18 protein-coding genes are annotated in these 18,974 nt (G+C 68.6%); 11 read left to right on the top strand and 7 right to left on the bottom strand.

What is annotated here, in order from left to right; genetic code table 11:
- Window positions 1–47: 47 nt before the first annotated feature.
- Window positions 48–752: a beta-phosphoglucomutase family hydrolase gene (locus tag DMB80_RS07460; protein WP_111509264.1), complete on the top strand. Its 705-nt coding sequence runs from the start codon at window positions 48–50 to the stop codon at window positions 750–752.
- Window positions 752–3,124: a glycoside hydrolase family 65 protein gene (locus tag DMB80_RS07455; RefSeq protein ID WP_162938454.1), complete on the top strand. Its 2,373-nt coding sequence runs from the start codon at window positions 752–754 to the stop codon at window positions 3,122–3,124. The genes DMB80_RS07460 and DMB80_RS07455 overlap by 1 nt, the downstream gene beginning before the upstream one ends.
- Here DMB80_RS07455 and DMB80_RS07450 read toward each other — a convergent pair.
- A complete protein-coding gene (locus DMB80_RS07450; RefSeq protein WP_240431051.1) occupies window positions 3,107–4,975 on the bottom strand; it encodes a potassium transporter Kup in 1,869 nt (622 codons plus the stop codon). The genes DMB80_RS07455 and DMB80_RS07450 overlap by 18 nt on opposite strands.
- A gap of 52 nt (window positions 4,976–5,027) precedes the next feature.
- On the opposite strand from DMB80_RS07450, the gene DMB80_RS07445 reads away from it, so the two are divergent.
- Window positions 5,028–5,855: a hypothetical protein gene (locus tag DMB80_RS07445; RefSeq protein ID WP_240431050.1), complete on the top strand. Its 828-nt coding sequence runs from the start codon at window positions 5,028–5,030 to the stop codon at window positions 5,853–5,855.
- Between the two features lie 47 nt (window positions 5,856–5,902).
- Complete coding sequence (locus tag DMB80_RS07440; protein WP_046366412.1) at window positions 5,903–6,208, top strand: hypothetical protein; 306 nt, start codon at window positions 5,903–5,905, stop codon at window positions 6,206–6,208.
- A gap of 18 nt (window positions 6,209–6,226) precedes the next feature.
- Here the strand turns inward: DMB80_RS07440 and DMB80_RS07435 are convergent, their stop codons facing one another.
- A complete protein-coding gene (locus tag DMB80_RS07435) occupies window positions 6,227–6,565 on the bottom strand; it encodes a hypothetical protein (RefSeq protein ID WP_046366413.1) in 339 nt (112 codons plus the stop codon).
- Window positions 6,566–6,667: 102 nt separating this feature from the next.
- On the opposite strand from DMB80_RS07435, the gene DMB80_RS07430 reads away from it, so the two are divergent.
- Window positions 6,668–7,588 carry a DMT family transporter gene (locus tag DMB80_RS07430; protein ID WP_205538571.1) on the top strand — a complete coding sequence of 307 codons (921 nt, stop codon included), beginning with the start codon at window positions 6,668–6,670 and terminating at the stop codon, window positions 7,586–7,588.
- On the opposite strand, the gene DMB80_RS07425 is transcribed toward DMB80_RS07430, so the two are convergent.
- Window positions 7,564–8,139 carry a sigma-70 family RNA polymerase sigma factor gene (locus DMB80_RS07425; protein WP_111509262.1) on the bottom strand — a complete coding sequence of 192 codons (576 nt, stop codon included), beginning with the start codon at window positions 8,137–8,139 and terminating at the stop codon, window positions 7,564–7,566. The genes DMB80_RS07430 and DMB80_RS07425 overlap by 25 nt on opposite strands.
- Before the next feature lie 113 nt (window positions 8,140–8,252).
- Complete coding sequence (locus DMB80_RS07420; protein ID WP_111509365.1) at window positions 8,253–8,666, bottom strand: TIGR03668 family PPOX class F420-dependent oxidoreductase; 414 nt, start codon at window positions 8,664–8,666, stop codon at window positions 8,253–8,255.
- Window positions 8,667–8,784: 118 nt separating this feature from the next.
- On the opposite strand from DMB80_RS07420, the gene DMB80_RS07415 reads away from it, so the two are divergent.
- Genes DMB80_RS07415 through DMB80_RS07400 form a run of 4 tightly spaced genes read left to right on the top strand, consistent with a single transcriptional unit; the run spans window position 8,785 to window position 12,578 of the window.
- A complete protein-coding gene (locus tag DMB80_RS07415; RefSeq protein ID WP_111509261.1) occupies window positions 8,785–9,933 on the top strand; it encodes an ABC transporter substrate-binding protein in 1,149 nt (382 codons plus the stop codon).
- Window position 9,934: 1 nt separating this feature from the next.
- Window positions 9,935–10,777, top strand: a complete 843-nt coding sequence (locus tag DMB80_RS07410; protein ID WP_111509260.1) for an ABC transporter permease — start codon at window positions 9,935–9,937, stop codon at window positions 10,775–10,777.
- Window positions 10,774–11,547 carry an ABC transporter permease gene (locus DMB80_RS07405; protein WP_111509259.1) on the top strand — a complete coding sequence of 258 codons (774 nt, stop codon included), beginning with the start codon at window positions 10,774–10,776 and terminating at the stop codon, window positions 11,545–11,547. Before DMB80_RS07410 ends, DMB80_RS07405 begins: the two co-directional genes overlap by 4 nt.
- Entirely contained in the window at window positions 11,544–12,578 is a 1,035-nt protein-coding gene (locus tag DMB80_RS07400; protein WP_111509258.1) for an ABC transporter ATP-binding protein, read from the top strand. The genes DMB80_RS07405 and DMB80_RS07400 overlap by 4 nt, the downstream gene beginning before the upstream one ends.
- A 45-nt stretch (window positions 12,579–12,623) precedes the next feature.
- Here the strand turns inward: DMB80_RS07400 and pyrE are convergent, their stop codons facing one another.
- Entirely contained in the window at window positions 12,624–13,202 is a 579-nt protein-coding gene (gene pyrE, locus DMB80_RS07395; RefSeq protein ID WP_046366419.1) for an orotate phosphoribosyltransferase, read from the bottom strand.
- Between the two features lie 27 nt (window positions 13,203–13,229).
- Entirely contained in the window at window positions 13,230–14,042 is an 813-nt protein-coding gene (locus DMB80_RS07390) for a HugZ family pyridoxamine 5'-phosphate oxidase (RefSeq protein WP_111509257.1), read from the bottom strand.
- A gap of 161 nt (window positions 14,043–14,203) precedes the next feature.
- Here DMB80_RS07390 and DMB80_RS28025 point away from each other — a divergent pair, with 161 nt between their 5' ends.
- On the top strand, window positions 14,204–15,211 hold the full coding sequence (locus tag DMB80_RS28025; RefSeq protein WP_162938444.1) for a hypothetical protein: 1,008 nt from the start codon (window positions 14,204–14,206) through the stop codon (window positions 15,209–15,211).
- A 40-nt stretch (window positions 15,212–15,251) separates the two neighbouring features.
- Complete coding sequence (locus tag DMB80_RS07380) at window positions 15,252–16,556, top strand: maltokinase N-terminal cap-like domain-containing protein (protein WP_111509256.1); 1,305 nt, start codon at window positions 15,252–15,254, stop codon at window positions 16,554–16,556.
- A gap of 227 nt (window positions 16,557–16,783) precedes the next feature.
- Here DMB80_RS07380 and glgX read toward each other — a convergent pair whose 3' ends face one another.
- Window positions 16,784–18,943, bottom strand: coding sequence for a glycogen debranching protein GlgX (gene glgX / locus DMB80_RS07375; protein ID WP_111509364.1), 2,160 nt, complete (start codon window positions 18,941–18,943; stop codon window positions 16,784–16,786).
- Between the last annotated feature and the right edge of the window lie 31 nt (window positions 18,944–18,974).

Raw genomic sequence — 18,974 nt, 5'->3', positions numbered from 1 at the left:
CCAACCGCCACAGCGTGGAAATTAGTCCGTCTGGGTAGAAAGGGAGGGTGTTCGGACTACCGGAGGGCATCCGCGCGTGCCTGTTCGACCTCGACGGCGTGCTCACCGATACCGCCAGCGTGCACAAGCGGGCGTGGAAGAAGATGTTCGACGAGTTCCTCCGCGCACGCGACGGTGACGACTTCACCCCGTTCGACATCGGTGCCGACTACGACGACTACGTCGACGGCAAACCGCGCGAGGACGGCGTGCGGTCCTTCCTCGAGAGCCGCCACATCGACGTCGACGACGCATGCGTGCATCAGCTCGGCGATGAGAAGAACACGGCCTTCCAGCACACGTTGGAAAAGGACGGCGTCGAGGTGTTCGACGGGTCGCGCCGCTACCTGCAGGCGGTCGCCGAGGCCGGCCTGCGTCGCGCCGTCGTGTCGTCGAGCGCCAACACCAAGCAGGTCCTGGAGATCACCGGGCTGGCCGAGTACGTCGAAGTACGGGTCGACGGCGTGACACTGCAGGAGGAGCATCTGCGCGGCAAACCCGCACCGGACAGCTTCCTGCGAGCGGCCGAGCTGCTTGGCGTCGAACCAGCGGAGGCCGCGATCTTCGAAGACGCGCAGTCGGGAGTGGCCGCCGGTAAGGCCGGTCACTTCGGGGCCGTCGTCGGCGTCGACCGCGTCGGTCAGGCCGACGCGCTGCGTGAGCACGGCGCCGGCATCGTCGTCACCGACCTGGGGGAGCTGCTCGACCGATGATGATCTCCGACGAGGCCTTCCCGGTCGAACCGTGGCGGATCCGGGAAACCCAGCTCGTGTTCGACCTGCTGCCACAGACCGAGTCGATCTTCGCACTGTCCAACGGGCACATCGGATTACGCGGCAACCTGGACGAAGGGGAACCGTTCGGGCTGCCGGGCACCTACCTGAACGGGTTCTACGAGACGCGGCCTCTGCCCTACGCCGAGGCAGGCTTCGGCTATCCCGAGGACGGCCAGTCGATCGTCGACGTCACCAACGGCAAGCTGATCCGCCTGCTCGTCGAGGACGAGCCGTTCGACGTTCGCTACGGCGACCTGCTCTCCCACGAACGGGTGCTCGACATGCGGGCAGGTACCCTGACGCGCGAAGCCGAATGGAAATCGCCTGCGGGCAAGCACGTTCGGGTCACCTCGGTACGGCTGGTATCGCTGGCGCAGCGCGGTCTGGCCGCCATCGAGTACATCGTCGAGGCGGTCGACGATCCCGTGCGCGTCACCCTGCAGTCCGAGCTGGTGGCCAACGAGGACCAGCCGGAGCAATCCGACGATCCGCGGGTGGCGTCGGTCCTGAAGAACCCGCTCAAGGCGATCCAGCACGAGATCAGTGACAACGGCGCGGTGCTGATCCACCGCACGCGCAACAGCAAGCTGATGATGGCTGCGGCGATGGATCACGTCGTCGACGCGCCGGGGCGCGTCGACATCAGCGGCGACGCCGGTGGTGACTGGGCCCGCACCACCGTGGTATGTGCGTTGCAGCCGGGTGAAAAGCTGCGCCTGGTCAAGTATCTCGCCTACGGCTGGTCGAGCATCCGGTCCCGGCCCGCCCTGCGCGATCAGGTCGCCGCGGCGATCGCCGGTGCCCGCTACACCGGCTGGGACGGACTGCTCGACTCGCAGCGGGAGTATCTCGACGACTTCTGGGACAGCGCGGACGTCGAGGTCGACGGCGATGCCGACTGCCAGCAGGCGGTGCGGTTCGGCCTCTTCCACGTGATTCAGGCCGCGGCCCGCGCCGAACGCCGCGCGATCGCCGGGAAGGGGCTCACCGGTACCGGGTACGACGGCCACGCCTTCTGGGACACCGAGGGTTACGTGCTACCCGTGCTCACCTACACCGCACCGCATGCCGCCGCAGACGCGCTGCGGTGGCGATCCTCGACGCTGGACCTGGCCTGCGACCGCGCCAGAGAACTCGACCTCGAAGGCGCGAGCTTCCCGTGGCGCACGATCGCCGGAGAGGAGTGTTCGGCGTACTGGCCCGCAGGCACCGCCGCGTTCCACGTGAACGCCGACATCGCGATGGCGTTCGACCGCTACCGCGTGGTCACCGGTGATCACTCGCTCGAAAAAGACTGCGGGCTCGCGGTTCTCGTCGAGACGGCACGGCTGTGGATGTCTCTGGGCCACCACGACCGCAACGGGCTGTGGCGCATCGACGGTGTCACCGGCCCCGACGAGTACACCGCGGTGGTGCGCGACAACGTGTTCACCAACCTGATGGCTGCCAACAACCTGCATATCGCCGTGGACGCCTGCCACCGAAACCCCGACGCCGCAGGCGAACTCGGGGTGGACAACGAGGAGACCGCTGCGTGGCGCGATGCCGCCGACGCCGTGCACATTCCGTACGACGACGAGCTGGGTGTGCACCCGCAGTGCGACGGCTTCACCACGCTGCGGGAGTGGGATTTCTCGGCGAACACCGAATACCCTCTGCTGCTTCACGAACCGTACGTGCGGCTCTATCCGGCGCAGGTGGTCAAACAAGCTGACCTCGTGCTCGCCATGCAGTGGCAGAGCCACGCGTTCACCGCCGAGCAGAAGGCTCGCAACGTCGACTACTACGAGAAGCGCACCACCCGCGACTCGTCGTTGTCGGCGTGCACGCAGGCCGTGATGTGCGCCGAGGTGGGGCACCTGGAGCTCGCGCACGACTACGCCTACGAGGCCGCGCTGATCGATCTGCGCAATCTGCACCACAACACCGGTGACGGCCTGCACCTGGCGTCACTGGCGGGCAGCTGGACCGCGCTCGTCGGCGGTTTCGGCGGGCTGCGCGATGACGAAGGCATGCTGAGCCTCAACCCGCATCTGCCGTCGGGGATCAAGCGACTGTGTTTCCGGCTCCGGTGGCGCAACTTCCGCGTCACCGTCGAGGCCGACCACTCGTCGGTCACCTACACCCTGCGCGACGGACCGCACCACCGACTGACCATCCGTCATGCCGGTGAACCGCTGGAGATCAACACCGATGCGCCGACCACGGTCCCGGTGCACCCGATCAAGCCGCTGCTGCCGACGCCGACCCAGCCGCCCGGGCGGGAACCGATGCGCCGCCACCTGCAGTCCTCAGACCTCGAGACGTGAGCCGATCACTACGGTGCGGTCCAGCGGCAGCCCGAAGTAGGCCGCCGCGTCGGAGGTGATGTAGGACGTCGCGATGAACAAACGCTTGCGCCAGCGTGCCATCGACGGCCGATCCCCTTCACACAGTTCGAGTTTCGACAGGAAGTAGGTCGCGTTCGCCAGGTCGAGCGGGCCCTCGGTCTGCGCGGGGTCCAGCAGACCCAGCACCCTGGGCACGTTGACGTGCTCCATGTAGCCGAACCGGGCCACCACGTGCACGATGCCGTCGTCGCCCGGCCCGAGTCGGTCGACGCTGACGCGCTCGGAATCCGGGATGCGCGGCACCGGTTCGGTGGTCAGACTCATGATCACCACGTGCTCCGCCAGCACGTGGTTGTGTTCGACGTTGGTGCGCATGGACAGCGGCGCCGTGTCATCGCCCCTGTTCAAGAACACCGCCGTGCCCGGCAGCCGCACCAACGGCGGATCCATCGTGGTCAGCCCGTCGATGAAGTCCTGCATCGGACCCTCGACCTCGCGTCGTTCCTCGGTGACCAGGACCCGGCCCCGCTGCCACGTCGTCATCACCACGAACGCGACGACGGCGATCAGCAGCGGCAGCCACGCCCCGTGCACCAGCTTGGTCATGTTGGCCGCGAAGAACATCAGGTCGACGGTCAACAGCACCGCCCCACCGCCGAGCACCAACCACAGCGGCGCCCCGGCGCGGGTGCGGGCGATGTAGAGAAACAGCAGCGTGGTGATCGTGATCGTGCCCGTGACCGCCATCCCGAACGCGTACGCCAGCGCCGAGGAACTGCGGAACGCGAACACCAGGATCAGCACCGCGACCATCAGCATGCCGTTGATCCAGGGCACGTAGACCTGCCCCATCGCGGTGGCCGACGTGTAGTGGATTCGCAGCCTGGGCAGGTAGCCGAGCTTGGCGGCCTGCGATGCCACCGAGAACGCGCCGGTGATCACCGCCTGCGACGCGATCACCGTCGCCGCAGTGGCCAGCAGCACGATCGGGATGCGGCCCCACTCCGGAACGAGGAGGAAAAACGGTGCGGCGACGTTGCGTTCGTCGGAGAGCACCAGCGCGCCCTGCCCGAAGTAGTTGAGCGTGCAGGCGGGCAGCACCAGACCCAACCAACCGATGGTGATGGCCTTGCGACCGAAATGCCCCATGTCGGCGTACAGCGCCTCGGCGCCGGTGACGGCCAGCACGATCGCGGCGAGCGCGAAGAACGCCACGTGGAAACGGCCGGACAGGAATTCCAGCGCGTGGGTCGGTGACAGCGCCCAGAGGATGTCGGGATTGGTCACGATGCCGCGGATGCCGCACGCGCCGATCACGGCGAACCACAGGATCATCACCGGACCGAAGAACCGGCCCACCGTCTCGGTGCCACGGCGCTGCACGGAGAACAGGATCACGATGATCACCGCGGTCACCGGCACCACGAAGTCGGCGAACCCGGGATCGATCACCTTCACGCCCTCGACCGCCGAGAGCACCGAGATGGCCGGGGTGATCATGCTGTCGCCGAAGAACAGGGCCGCGCCGAACACGCCGAGTGCCGCCAGAACGGTCGACACCCGCCGCGTGGAGGGTTTCGAGAACTTCTTCACCAGCGTGATCAGGGCCATGATGCCGCCCTCGCCGTGGTTGTCTGCGCGCATCACCAGCGTCACGTAGGTGAACGTCACGATCATCATCACCGACCAGAAGATCAGCGACACCACGCCGTAGACGTGGTCGCGCGACACCGGCACCGGGTGCGGATCGTGGGGGTCGAAGACGGTGGCCAGCGTGTAGATCGGGCTGGTGCCGATGTCGCCGAACACCACGCCGAGTGCGCCGACCACGATGGCCGGGCGGAGTGGATGACGACCAGTGTTCTCGGTGATAGTGGACAGTGTGGCTGATGGGGTGGGCGATCCGGCGACCGACGCGGTGTCCGACGCACTCGATGCGTTGTACGCCGCGCGCCCGCAGGACTTCACCGCGCGGCGCACGGAGCTGGCCGCGGCGGCCAAGAAAGCCGGTGCCGGCGACGCCGCGAAGCAGATCGGCGCCAGCCGCAGGCCGACCGTCGCGGCGTGGGTGGTGAATCTGCTGGCGCTCAAAGGCACCGCGCGAACCCAACTCGCGGACCTGCGTACGCGGCTACGGGAGGCGCACGCGGCGATGGACGGCGACGCGATCCGCGCCCTGACCACCGAGCAGCGCCGACTGGTGGAGGAACTGAGCCGCGCCGGGTTCGTTGCGGCGGGGATCACCGATCCGTCAGCCGCGCTGCGCGACGACGTCGTCTCGACCCTGCAGGCGGCCGTCGCCGATCCCGAGGTGCTCGCCCGCCTGGGCCGGCTGACCAAGGCCGAACAGTGGTCCGGCTTCGGCGACTTCGGGGTCGCGACCGCGGTGTCGGCGAAGCGTTCCCCGGGCAGCGCGCCGGCCGCACCGGCCCCACCCGCCGAGAAGCGGGCCCGACGAGGTCCGTCCCCGGCCCTGCGAGACGCTCTCGCCCGGCAGGCCGACGCCGACGCGGCTCTTCCGGAGCTGCAGTCCGACCTGTCCGTGGCCCGGTTACGGGTCGAGGACGCACGCCGCCGGCTCGCCACCGCCGAAGAGGCGCTGCGCACCGCCGAAGAGGCGCGGCGCGCAGCCGAAGACGCCTATGCAGCCGGAAAGCAGGCGAGCCGGGATGCCGCGGGAGCCGTCACGGCGGCCAGAGCAGCGCGCTGATTCCCGCTACCCTGGGCACAGGCATCCACACAGGGGAGGCACGGGAGATGAAGCTTCGAGTGCTGCCGTATGTGACCGTCGAGGTCGACGATCGGCTCCGCCACCGGCTACGCCGCGCCGGGGAACGGTGGCGGCTGAACATGCGGGCCTACCTGCTCAGCGCGGCCGACGACGTCGACTCCGCGGTGGAAGGCGCAGGAGACCGGGTGCGGGGGCTGTGCGACCGTGCCGTCAACCGCATCGACTCCGTGGCGGCCACGGTCACCGACAAGATCGCACCCGAGACGTCGGCGCAGCCGGAACCGCAGGAGCGGCCCCGGCTGCGGGTGGTCAAGGACGAGCGCGCCAGCTAGAGACGGCGGTCAAAAAGGTCAGGCCCGCACCCGGCCGGTGCGACCACCGACGAAGAACGAACCGGCGATCACCAGAACGCCGACGACGGCCACGGGGATCGACCAGGAGCGCCGCGACGACAGCGCGGACTGGCACTCGGCGACGAAGTCCTTGTGCGGGATGATCTCGTTCAGCACCGGCAGGTTGGCCAGATTGTTGCCGTCGACGTCGCGCGCCTGGGACAGATCCGACGCGATCGCGTTGCCACACCCGATGTCACCCTGGGGTCCCGGCACCGATACCGGCACCAACAGTGCGATCACTCCGACGAGCAACACCACCGCGCCGGCGAGCATGAGCAATCTCCGCAGATTCATGGCGCAGGGAGTGCCCAGTTCCGCGCTGCTGAAACAAGATCGATCATCGGCGCCCGTCGTGCCGGGTGGGCAGCGGCACGGCAGGTGTGCTGTCCTTGTCGGGTGATCGGCCATGGCGTGACCGTGCTGCTGTCGTTGTTGGCGGCGGTGTTCCTGGCCATCGGCATCGTGGTGCGGCAGCGGGCCACCCTGGACGTGCCCGCCGAACACGGCGTCAGCGCCGTCATGGTGCTGACGCTGATCCGCAGGCCGCTGTGGTGGGCCGGAACCGCCGCGGCGGTGGCCGGGTTCGTGTTCCAGGCGCTGGCGCTGGCCAATGGATCTCTGCTCCTGGTGCAACCCATCCTGGTGTCGGCGCTGCTGTTCGCGCTGCCCCTGTCGGCCCGGCTGGCCCATCGCAGGGTCACTCGCGGGGAATGGGCCTGGGCGCTGCTGCTCACCGCCGCGCTGGCGGTGTTCGTGGTGCTGGCCAAACCGAGCCCCGGTGACTACGAGGCCTCGCTGGGGATGTCGGCGATCGTCGCGGTCGTGTGCACGGTGGCTGTGCTGGCGTGCGTCGTCGTCGCGTTGCGCAGCACCGATTGGCGCCGTGCGGTGCTGCTGGCGGTCGCGGTCGGCGTGCTGTTCGGAGTGGTCGCGGTGCTGACGAAGTTGTTCATGCACGTGCTCACCCACGAGGGCGCCGCCGCCGTCTTCGCCACGCCGGTGCCCTATCTGCTGGTCGTGCTCGGCGTGATCGCGGTGCTGCTGCAGCAGTCGGCGTTTCATGCCGGCTCCCTGCAGACGTCCGTGCCGACGATGCTGACCCTCGAGCCGGTGATCGCGGTCATCCTCGGCGCGGTCGTGCTCGGTGAACACCTGGACGTGAGCCGCCTCGATGCGGTGGCGCTGGCGATCTCGACCCTGGCGATGGCTGCCGGCACCATCGCGCTGGGCCGCGACGAAGGCGCCTACGAGGAGCGGCTGACGGCGCCGGCCGACACCGAGCCGGCGGAGCGTCAGGCCGCGTCAGGCACCGAATAGCCGATCGAGGCGGCCCGGTCCCGTAGCGCCAGTCGCAGCCGGGTCCGGCCGCGGTGGATGCGGGACATCACGGTGCCGATCGGCACCTCGAGCCGGGCGGCGATCTCGCGGACCGCGAGGCCTTCGATGTCGCTGTGGTACACCGCGGTGCGGTAGTGCTCGGGCAGGGAGCGCATCGCCGCCGCGATCGCCGGGTCGCCGATGAGCGCCAGCACCTGTTCTTCGGGAGACTGAGCGACACCGGTGCGCTGATGATGGTTCAGCAGCTGGCGTTCGGAGAACTGGTCGGTGAACTCCAGGGCCGGTCGCCGCTGCCCCTTGCGGTGTTCGCTGATGTGGGTGTTGACCATGATGCGATAGAGCCAGCCGGCCAGATTGGTGCCCTCGGTGAACCCGCCGAACGACGCGAACGCCTTGACCGCCGTCTCCTGCAGCAGATCCTCGGCGTTCAGCGGGTTGCGGGTCAGCCGCACCGCATGCCCGCGCAACTGACGCAGCACCGGCACTGCCTCGCGCTCGAATCGTTCGGTGAGCTGGCGTTGATCGGTCATCGGGGCTCCTCGGCACGCGTGGATGATGCCCTCGACTCTTCCGTCGGGCTCGCCCCGCGTCTGCCCGGCTGACCTCCAACCCCACGGCGGACAACCACCGCAGCCTCTACCGGCTAGCCCCCACCCCAGGATGCCCAGCGGTGGATCGCGATGCTGATCACGGGGCCGTCCAGCGCGACGCGGTCATACTGCGGGTACTTGGCCCGTAACTGCGCATAGCCCTCCGCCAGCGCGTCGCCCTCGTGATGGATCGTCGCCGTGCCGTCCGCCCGCACCCACCACAGCCGCGACCAGTCGTCGTCGTAGTGCTCGACCAGCAGGCTCACCTCGGGCCGGTGCGCGATGTTGTCCAGCCGGCGCAGCCGCCGGGTCGACTTGGGCTTCGCGTCGACGGCCGTGAACACCACATCATCGCGATCGGCGGCCATCGCGAACACCACGGGCACGACATGGGGGGAACCGTCGGGACGCACGGTCGCGAGCACCGCCACCGGAGCGCCGGCGAACTCGGTAACCGGTCCGGACATGCTCACCTGCTCAACCCTAGGCGCGAGCAGCGCCGCCAGGTTATGGTTCACCGCGATGACACGGCCAGGTAATCGCCGCGCCACTGCGCCGCCTCCTGCTCACCGGAAGGTCTCAACCATGCCCTCTGCCAACACCACTGGACGCCTGTCCCGGTTCCTCATCTGTGCCGCATCGGCCCTGCTGGTCGTCGGCGCCGCGGCGTGCGCCCCACCGGAGAAGAACGACTCCGGCTCCCAGACGCAGTCCGGCGGCAAGGCGTCAGAGGCCACCTCGGCGGCCGACTTCGGCGACATGGACGGTCTGGTCAAGGCAGCCAAGGACGAGGGCGAGCTCAATGTGATTGCACTGCCGCCGGATTGGGCCAACTACGGAGCGATCATCAAGGCCTTCTCCGACAAGTACGGCATCAAGGTGAACTCCGCGCAACCCGATGCGTCGAGCCAGGACGAGATCAACGCCGCCAACCAGCAGAAGGGCCGCAGCAGCGCGCCGGACGTGTTCGACCTGGGCCAGTCCGTCGCGCTGGCCAACACCGCGATGTTCGCGCCGTACAAGGTGGCGACCTTCGACGACATCCCGGCCGCCTTCAAAGATCCCAACGGGGCATGGGTGAACGACTACGGCGGCTACATGTCGATCGGCTTCGACTCCGCCAAGGTGCCCCCGGTGACGAACGTCAACGATCTGCTCAAGCCCGAGTACCAGGGCAAGGTCGCGCTCAACGGAGATCCCACCCAGGCCGGTGCGGCGTTCTCCGGCGTGCTGATGGTCGCGCTCTCGCAGGGCGGGTCCGCCGACGACATCGCCCCGGGCGTCGAGTTCTTCCGCAAGCTCAAGCAGGCGGGCAACTTCCTGCCGGTGGACCCGACGCCGGCGACCATCGAATCCGGGCAGACGCCGGTCGTCATCGACTGGAACTACACGAATTCGTCTGAGACGAAGAAGCTTCCGTCCTGGACGGTGTTCGTACCGCCGAACGCCGCGGTCGCCGGGTACTACTACCAGGCGATCAACAAGGAGGCGCCGCACCCGGCCGCGGCACGGCTGTGGCAGGAGTTCCTCTACAGCGACGAGGGGCAGAACCTCTACGCCCAGGGCGGCGTTCGCCCGGTGCGCGCCGACAACATGATCGCGAACAAGACGCTGGACGCCGAGGTCGCCAAGGCGCTCCCGGTGGTCGACGGGCCGGTCACGGTGCCGACCCCGCAGCAGACCGAGACCGCCTCGAAATACCTGTCGGAGAACTGGGCTGCCGCGGTTGGCTGACATGCGCCGTGTCCGTGACGGCCTGCCGCTGCTGCCGTTCCTGGCCGTCGTCCTGGTCTTCCTGATCATCCCGACGGTCACCGTCGTGGTGAGCTCGGTGTACCTCGACGGGGTGTTCTCCTTCAGCCGCATCGCGGCGCTGTTCACCGGGACGGCGCTGTCGGCGCTGCTGAACAGCGTGGTGCTCAGCGCCGCCACGGCGCTGCTCGGAGCGCTGCTCGGTGCGGTGATGGCGTGGCTGATCGTCAGCAGCCCGCCGACGTCGATGGTGCGCCGGGCCGTGCTGTCGCTGTGCAGCGTGCTGGCCCAATTCGGCGGCGTCGCATTGGCTTTCGCCTTCCTGGCCACCGTCGGCCTGAACGGCGTGCTGACGCTGTGGGTGCAGCAGGCGACCGGCTGGAATCTCGCCGGCTCGGGGTGGCTGTACGGCCTGGGCGGGCTGATCCTGGTCTACACGTACTTCCAGATCCCGCTGATGGTGATCGTGTTCGTGCCCGCGCTGGAAGGCTTGCGTGAGCAGTGGCGCGAGGCGGCGGTCAGTCTCGGGGCGTCCACGTGGGACTACTGGCGGGAAGTGGCGGTGCCGTTGTTGACCCCTGCGTTCCTCGGTTCGATGCTTCTGCTGTTCGCCAACGCCTTTGCCGCATATGCCACGGCCGCCGCGCTGGTCAGTCAGGGCAGCCCCATCCTGCCGCTGCTGATCCGGGCGTCTCTGGTCAGCGAGGTGGTGCTGGGGCAGGCCGGTTTCGCCTACGCGCTGGCGCTGGAGATGATCGTCGTGGTGGCCGTGGTGATGGTCGCCTACAACCTGCTGGTGCGGCGCAGCGCGCGGTGGCTGTCATGACGCGGGCGGTGCGCGGGCTGCTGTGGGTGGCGTTCGGTCTGTTCTTCTGCTTCCCGCTCTACGCGATGGCCGACTTCTCGACACGCGACCTGATCTCCGGCGGGCGCACCGGGCAGGCGTGGGCGAATCTGATCGCCGACGAGGCGCTGTACCGCGCGATCATCGTCTCCCTGTCGCTGGCGGTACTGACCGTGCTGGCGATGCTGATCCTGTTGGTGCCCACCATGATCTGGGTCCGGTTGCGCGCGCCCTGGGCCAAAGGGCTGATCGAATTCCTGTGCCTGTTGCCGCTGACGATCCCGGCCCTGGTGATCGTCGTCGGGCTGCGCAACGTGTACCTGTGGGTGACGTACTTCCTCGGGGAGTCGGCGCTGACGCTGACGTTCGTCTACGTCGTGGTGGTGCTGCCGTTCTCCTACCGCGCGCTGGACGCTGCACTGTCGAGCATCGACCTGCAGACCCTCTCCGAGGCGGCGCGGTCGCTGGGGGCCGGCTGGGCGACGACGATCCTGCGGGTCGTGGTGCCCAACATCTGGTCGGGCATCCTGTCGGCGGCCTTCATCTCGATCGCCGTGGTGCTCGGCGAGTTCACCATCGCGTCGCTGTCGGGATACGAGACGTTGCAGGTGCAGATCGTGACCATCGGCAAGAGCAACGGCCCGACCTCGGTGGCCGCATCACTGGCCACGCTGCTGTTCGGCTTCGCGCTGCTGCTGATCCTCTCGCTGGTCACCCGTGGCCGCCGCCACCAGACAGGAGTGACCACGTGACCGGAGTTGCCGTCGAACTCACCGAGCTGACCCGTCTCTACGGTGAGACCAGGGCGCTCGACGGGCTGACCCTGCACATCGAACCCGGCGAGATGGTGGCGCTGCTCGGCCCGTCGGGCTGCGGCAAGACCACCGCACTGCGCATCCTCGCCGGTCTCGACGAGGCGACGTCGGGAACCGTGACCGTCGGCGGCGTCGACGTCAGCACGGTGCCCGCCAACAAGCGGGACATGGGCATGGTGTTCCAGGCGTACAGCCTGTTCCCCCACCTGACCGTGCTCGACAACGTCGCGTTCGGTCTGAAGATGCGCGGAAAAGCCAAGGGCGAGAGGCTGTCCCGCGCGGCCGACATGCTCGATCTGGTGGGCCTGGGGGCGCTGGGCGGCCGCTACGCCAAGGAGTTGTCAGGTGGGCAGCAGCAGCGCGTCGCGCTGGCCCGCGCGCTGGCGATCCAGCCCCGGGTGCTGCTGCTCGACGAGCCGCTCTCGGCGCTCGACGCCAAGGTGCGCACCCAGCTTCGTGACGAGATCCGGCGCGTGCAGCTCGACGTCGGCACCACGACGCTGTTCGTCACCCACGACCAGGAGGAGGCGCTGGCCGTCGCGGACCGGGTCGGAGTGATGAACAAGGGCCGGCTCGAACAGCTCGCCGAACCCGCCGAGCTCTATGCCCACCCGGCTACGCCGTTCGTCGCCGACTTCGTCGGGCTCAACAACAAGGTGCCCGCGACGGTGTCCGGCGGCCGCGCGTCGCTGCTCGGCCTGTCGCTGCCCGCTGCCCAGGGCTCTGTCGACGGGCAGGGAGTGGCGATGGTGCGGCCCGAGTCGGTGAACGTGACCGCCGACCCGTCGGGCACCGCGACCGTGACGTCGGTGTCGTTCCTGGGGGCGATCTCGCGGGTGCACCTGAGCGCGGCCGACGGTGCGGTGCTGATGGCTCAGATGGCCAGCTCGGCGGCCCGCGACCTGCAGCCCGGCGAGCGCGTGGCCGTCGCGGTGGACAGCGACGCCGTGCTGGTCACCCCTGCGTGATTTCGGCGTGCTTATCGTCGGTCAGCGACGACAACCACGCCGAAATCACACGTCCTTGACGGGGTCGATGCCCAGGTCGCGGTAGCTCACCAGCGCCTGAAACGGTATGCCGCGCTTGGCGAACCGTGCGGCGGCGATGTCCCCGCGATCGACCATCGGGATCACGCCCGTCACGACCACGCCCAGGGGCTCGATGCGCTCGAGCGCCAGCTCGGTCGAGCCGCCGGTGCTGATCACGTCATCGACCAGCAGCACCCGGTCCCCGGCCTGCAACCGGGTGCCCTCGATCCACTGCTCACGGCCGCGCTGCTTCTGCTCCTTGCGCACCGAGAACCAGGCCTTGCCCGTCACCATCGCCACGCCGTGCGCGAGTGGATCGGCGCCCATTGTCAGACCGCCGACGGCGTCGAACTCGATGCCGTGGGCAGCGGCGAGATCGGCCACCGCGCGGCTCACCACCGACAGCCGTTCCCCGGTGTCGACGGCGAACTTGCCGTCGATGTAGTCATGGCTGAGCTGGCCGCTGGCCAACCGGAACGGCTCCTCGCGACGCTCGTGTCCGCGCGTGCGGATCAGCTCGAACGCGGCCTGCCAGGTCTCGGGACGCTGCATCTGCTCGGACATAGCGCGATCGTAGTGCCCGCCGGAGAATCACTGCCCGCGGGCCCGACGCGTCAACTCGACGGTGGCCGAACGCAATTCGTCGGCGGAATCCAGCGGCGAGGCGAAACCGATTCTGGTGTAGGCCATTCCGCGTTCGGTCAGCACCCGCAGATCCAGGCCGTAGCGGTCCACGCCGGTGCACGAGGCGGTCGTGGTGTCCGGGTAGCCACCAAATTCGCGCGCCATCGCGGCCAGCGCGTCGGCGTGGTCGGCGTTCAGATGGGCGATGGCGCCCGCAGCGTGGCGGCTGACCGGGTCCGGTTGCGCGGCGCCGTAGTCTGCTCCGCTCGTGGACTCCATGCGGCCGTAGCCGCCGACCCACCGCACGCGGGCCACCCGCAACACCCACAGCGTGAAGTCGGTGTAGTCGATGTAGTACTTGGCCGCGTCCACCGCCGCCAGGTGCGCCTCGCGCGCTGCCGTGTGCTCGTCACCTGTCGGACGTTCCACGTGACCCGCGACCGTGATGCGCGCGTTGGCCAGCGGATCGGACTCGGTGGCCGGCGCGACGATGGCCAGGCTCGCCCGCGGGTCGGCCGCCAGGTTGCGGCCGTGCTCGGCGAGGTTCGACACACACAGCACCGGCGCTCCGCCGAGCAGCCCGTAGGTCACGAACGACGCCCACGGATCGCCGTCGGCCGTCAGCGTCGCCAGCGTCGCGGAGTTCGTCGACGCCGCGATCGTGCGCGCCTCTTCGGCGGCTGAGGGCCGGGCAGGGTTGACGGGTTCGCGCAGCGGCGGCGGAATGGTCGGCGCATCGCCGGGATCGCCGTGGTCGCGGGGTCGGCTTCCGGACGTCACTACGGCACCATAACCGGCACAGCAACCCGCTGACGCGCGCGTAGATTTCCGGCTGCGCTCAGCAAACTCCGATCCGGCCTCGGGGTTGTGCTGATATGCGAGAATTGCCCGGGAGTCAACGACGGTCTTTCGGTACTGCGTCGGTTGAATGAGGGGACATCATGGGGCGGCCCGCATCGCGTGTCATCGCGGCTGCTGGTGCGCTGTCCCTGGTGCTGTTCCTGGGCGGTGTGAACCTCGGAGCTCCCGCCCTCGCGCAACCCTCGGACAGTGACGGTTCCTCGCAGACGGACTCCGGCGGCTCCGACAGCGGTTCCGAGGCACCCAAGGACACGTCGACGGACACGTCAGGAAGCACGTCCGGCGGATCTGCCTCGGTCGACACTCCCGACGACTCGTCGGTCACCGTCGACACCGACCCGGAAGAACCGTCGCGCAGCGGCGGCTCTCGCCAACCCTCCGAGCCGGACTCCCCGCTGGCACCCCGGGAATCCGGCAAGGTCGACTCCGGTCGGTCGCTGACCATCCCGATGCTGCGGCTGCCCGCCCCCGGCGAGATCCCGTCGGGCCAACTGCCGCTGCCCCGCAACTTCTACACCACGGTCGAGATCCCCGTGCCGACCTTGACGCAGTTCCTCTCGGCCCTGTCGATCGTGCCGCCGGCACCCCCGCCGGGTCCGGCGTTCCGTACCCAGGAGGAGGCGCCGGTCGTGGACGCGTCCACCGGTACCGCCGGCGCCGGAGGTGGCGGCGGAGGAGGTGCCGGCCACGATCCCGCCGGTCTGCGAGCACCACTCGTGGTGACCGTTCCGCGCGCCCTCACGGCCGCCGATGCCGCACCCCGGGGGGTCAGGGCACCCGACGCCGTCGGCGCCGAGCCGGGCGTGACCGCGCCAGGAGTCGCCGGAGCCAGCGCCCCGACGATCCGGGGCTCGATCGCCCCGACACCGGGCATCACCGCGCAGCCCCTGTCCACCGGTGCGGGGCCGCGAGCCGAGGCGATGCCGCGCTCCATGGTCAGCCCCACCGTCGCCCAGCTCGCGGCCGTCGCACTCCCCGGTCTCGCCGGCCTCATCCTGCTGACCTTCGGGGGCGGGATCGTCGGCTACCGGCAGGCCAACAGTTTGCGGTACGTGCGCACCGCCGGTGCGGAGCGATTCCTCGCCTGAGCGTGGTCGGCGACGCCGTAACGGGTACAGGGACACCGTGATGAGACTGCCCTTCGCTGACTGGATAGTGCGCCAGCGCTGGTACGCCGGGCGCACTCGCCAATTGACCCGCGCCTTACCGATCGCCGTCACCGCGCTGGACGCCGACCTCGACCACGTTCTGCTGGACATCGGGTACGCCGACGGCTCCACCGAGCGTTACCAGGTGCTGATCCGCTGGAGCGACACCCCGGTACCCGATTTCGGCGACATCGCCGCGATCGGATCGGATCAGGGTCGCTTCGCCTACGACGCGATGTTCGATCCCGCCGCGGCGGCCCGACTTCTGTCGCTGATCGACGAATCCGCCACGGTGGGCCCGCTGACGTTCGTCAAAGAGCCCGGCGCCACGCTGCCTCTCGGCGCGGCGCCCCGGGTCTCGGGTGCCGAGCAGAGCAACACGAGCGTGATCTTCGGCAGCGAGGCCATCCTCAAGGTGTTCCGGCGCGTGACAGCAGGCGTCAACCCCGACATCGAGTTGAACAGGGTGCTGGCGCGCGCGCAGAACCACCATGTGGCGACGCTGTTCGGTTCCTTCGAGACCGGCGGGGTGGCGGGGGACACGTCGGGTGACACCGAGCCGTCCGCGCTCGGCATGGTGACCGCGTTCGCAGCCGACAGCTGCGAAGGCTGGGACATGGCGACGGCCAGTACTCGTGAGGACTTCTCCGACTTCACCACCCAATCCCGCCGTCTCGGGGAGGCGGTGGCCTCGGTGCACGCGGCCCTGGCCGACGCGCTCGGCACGTCGACTGAGCCGTTCCCCGTCGATACGGTCCTCGCGCGGTTGCGCACCGCAGTCGAGGCGGCGCCCGCGCTGACCGATCACGTGCCGCTGATCGAAGCCCGCTACCGCGCGCTGGCCGACGAGGCGATGATCGTGCAGCGTGTCCACGGTGATCTGCATCTGGGGCAGGTGCTCAAGACCGAAGACGGCTGGGTGCTGATCGACTTCGAAGGTGAGCCGGGACAACCGTTGGACGAGCGGCGGCGGCCGGATTCGCCGCTGCGCGATGTGGCCGGCGTGTTGCGCTCGTTCGAATACGCGGCCTACCAGCTGGTGGTCGAGCGAAGCGACGGCGGCGACGAGCTGGCCGAACAGGCGCGGGAGTGGGTGGACGGCAACAGTGCCGCGTTCTGTGCCGGATATGCCGCCGGGGGCGGAGCGGATCCGGCTGCGGCGAAGCAGATCCTGGCCGCCTACGAACTGGACAAGGCGGTGTACGAAGCGGCCTATGAAGCGAGGTTCCGTCCGTCGTGGCTGCCGATCCCGATGCGGTCGATCGAGCGCATCTTGCACAGCTGACGCACAGAGAAAGCTGGCAACCGTGGCCACCCGGTAGGTCACCGCCGCTCTACGGCTCCTACTCCGGCCCGCCCGACCGGTGGCGAAACGTCAAGACGTCCGCCAACGAGCGGCCACGGCTGCAACAGCGCTCTCAAGCTAACACATCGGAGCGGTAAACACGCTGAACCCGGCGGGTAAGCGTGCTGCCGCGCAACGTCTTTCGTGTCAGCGTTTCACACATCCCGTCACTCGGTCGTGGCGCGCAGCACGATCGTCGCCCGCGCCGGCACCGTCAGCGTCGCCCCGGCGGGCTGTGGCTCGTCCTGCTGACCGTCAGGGGTGAGCTCGCCGGTGTTGATCTCCGTCACCCACGCAGCCCCGAATTCCTTGGGCGGCAACGTGAAGTCGATCGGCTCGTAGTGGGCGTTGAAGCACAGCAGGAACGAGTCGTCGACCACCCGCTGACCGCGGGCGTCCATGTCGGGGATGCCCTGGCCGTTCAGGAACACCGTCATCGACTTCGCGAAACCGGACTCCCAGTCCTCGCCGCTCATCTCCGTGCCGTCCGGGCCGAACCACGCGATGTCGGGCAGGCCCTCGGCACCGCGGCGACCGACGGGCTTACCGGAGAAGAACCGCCGCCGCCGGAACACGGGATGGTTGGCCCGCAACTCCGACACCGCCCGGGTGAAGTCCAGCAGGCCCTCGTCGACTTCTGCCCAATTGATCCAGGTGATCTCGTTGTCCTGGCAGTAACCGTTGTTGTTGCCGCCCTGGGTACGTCCGAGTTCGTCACCGTGGCACATCATCGGGACACCCTGCGACAGCAGCAGCGTGGTCATGAAGTTGCGTTCCTGCTGGGCGCGCAGCGCGTTGATCTCCGGATCGTCGGTCGGCCCCTCGACGCCGCAGTTCCACGACCGGTTGTGACTCTCGCCGTCGTTGTTGTCCTCGCCATTGGCCTCGTTGTGCTTCTCGTTGTACGACACGAGGTCGCGCAATGTGAACCCGTCATGGGCGATGACGAAGTTGATCGACGCGACAGGCCGGCGGGCGGTGTGCTCGTAGAGGTCCGACGAGCCGGTCAACCGGTAGGCGAACTCGTCGATGCTGGCGCCCTCACCGCGCCAGAAGTCCCGCACGGTGTCGCGGTACTTGCCGTTCCATTCCGTCCACTGCGGCGGGAAGTTGCCCACCTGGTAGCCACCGGGACCCACGTCCCACGGCTCGGCGATCAGCTTCACCTGGCTGACCGTCGGATCCTGCTGCACGAGTTCGAAGAACGTGGCCAGCCGGTCGACCTCGTAGAACTCGCGGGCCAGCGTCGAGGCCAGGTCGAAGCGGAACCCGTCGACGTGCATCTCGGTCACCCAGTACCGCAGCGAGTCCATCAGCAGCTGCAGCGTGTGCGGATGGCTGACGTTGAGGCTGTTGCCGGTGCCCGTGTAGTCCATGTAGAACCGCTTGTCGTCGTCGACGAGGTGGTAATACGCGGCGTTGTCGATGCCGCGCATCGACAATGTCGGACCCATGTGGTTGCCCTCGGCGGTGTGGTTGTAGACCACGTCGAGGATGACCTCGATGTTCGCCTCGTGCAGCGCCCGCACCATCGCCTTGAACTCCTGGACCTGTCCGCCAGGGTTCGGGTTGGAGCTGTACTTGAAGTCCGGCGCGAAGAAGCCGATGGTGTTGTAGCCCCAGTAGTTCGACAGCCCCTTGTCCACCAGCGTCGAGTCGTTGGCGAAGTGATGCACCGGCATCAGCTCGATCGCCGTGATGCTCAGCGACTTCAGGTGCTCGATGATCGCCGGGTGCGCGACCGCGGCGTAGGTGCCGCGGATCTGCTCGGGGACATCCGGGTGGGTCATGGTGAGGCCCTTGACGTGCGCCTCGTAGATGACCGAGTCGGCGTACTCGTGGTTGGGTGGGCGGTCCACCCCCCAGTCGAAGTACGGGTTGATGACCACGCACTTGGGCATGTTGGCGGCCGAGTCGTCGTCGTTGCGGCTGTCCGGGTCGCCGAAGTTGTAGGAGAACAGCGACTGGTCCCACTCGAAGGTGCCGTCGATGGCCTTCGCGTACGGGTCCAGAAGCAGCTTGTTCGGGTTGCAGCGCATGCCGTTGGCCGGATCGTAGGGGCCGTGCACCCGGTAGCCGTACCGCTGACCCGGCTCGATGCTCGGGATGAACCCGTGCCAGACGAAGCCGTCGACCTCGGGAAGGGTGATGCAGGCGGTCTGCTCGCCGTTCGCGTCGAACAGGCACAGCTCGACCTTCTCGGCGGCCTCGCTGAACAGTGCGAAGTTGGTGCCGTAGCCGTCGTAGGTGGCGCCGAGGGGGTAGGCCTTGCCGGGCCACACCTCGAGCGGAAACGAGGTGTCCGGCGAGGCGGCGGTCTGAGTCAAGGAGTTCTCCTGGTGTGCGATCGGCTGGTAG

It is taken from the genome of Mycobacterium kyogaense, from assembly GCF_003254575.1.
Taxonomy (GTDB): Bacteria; Actinomycetota; Actinomycetes; order Mycobacteriales; family Mycobacteriaceae; genus Mycobacterium; species Mycobacterium kyogaense.
This window is presented reverse-complemented; position numbering and strand designations above follow the sequence as displayed.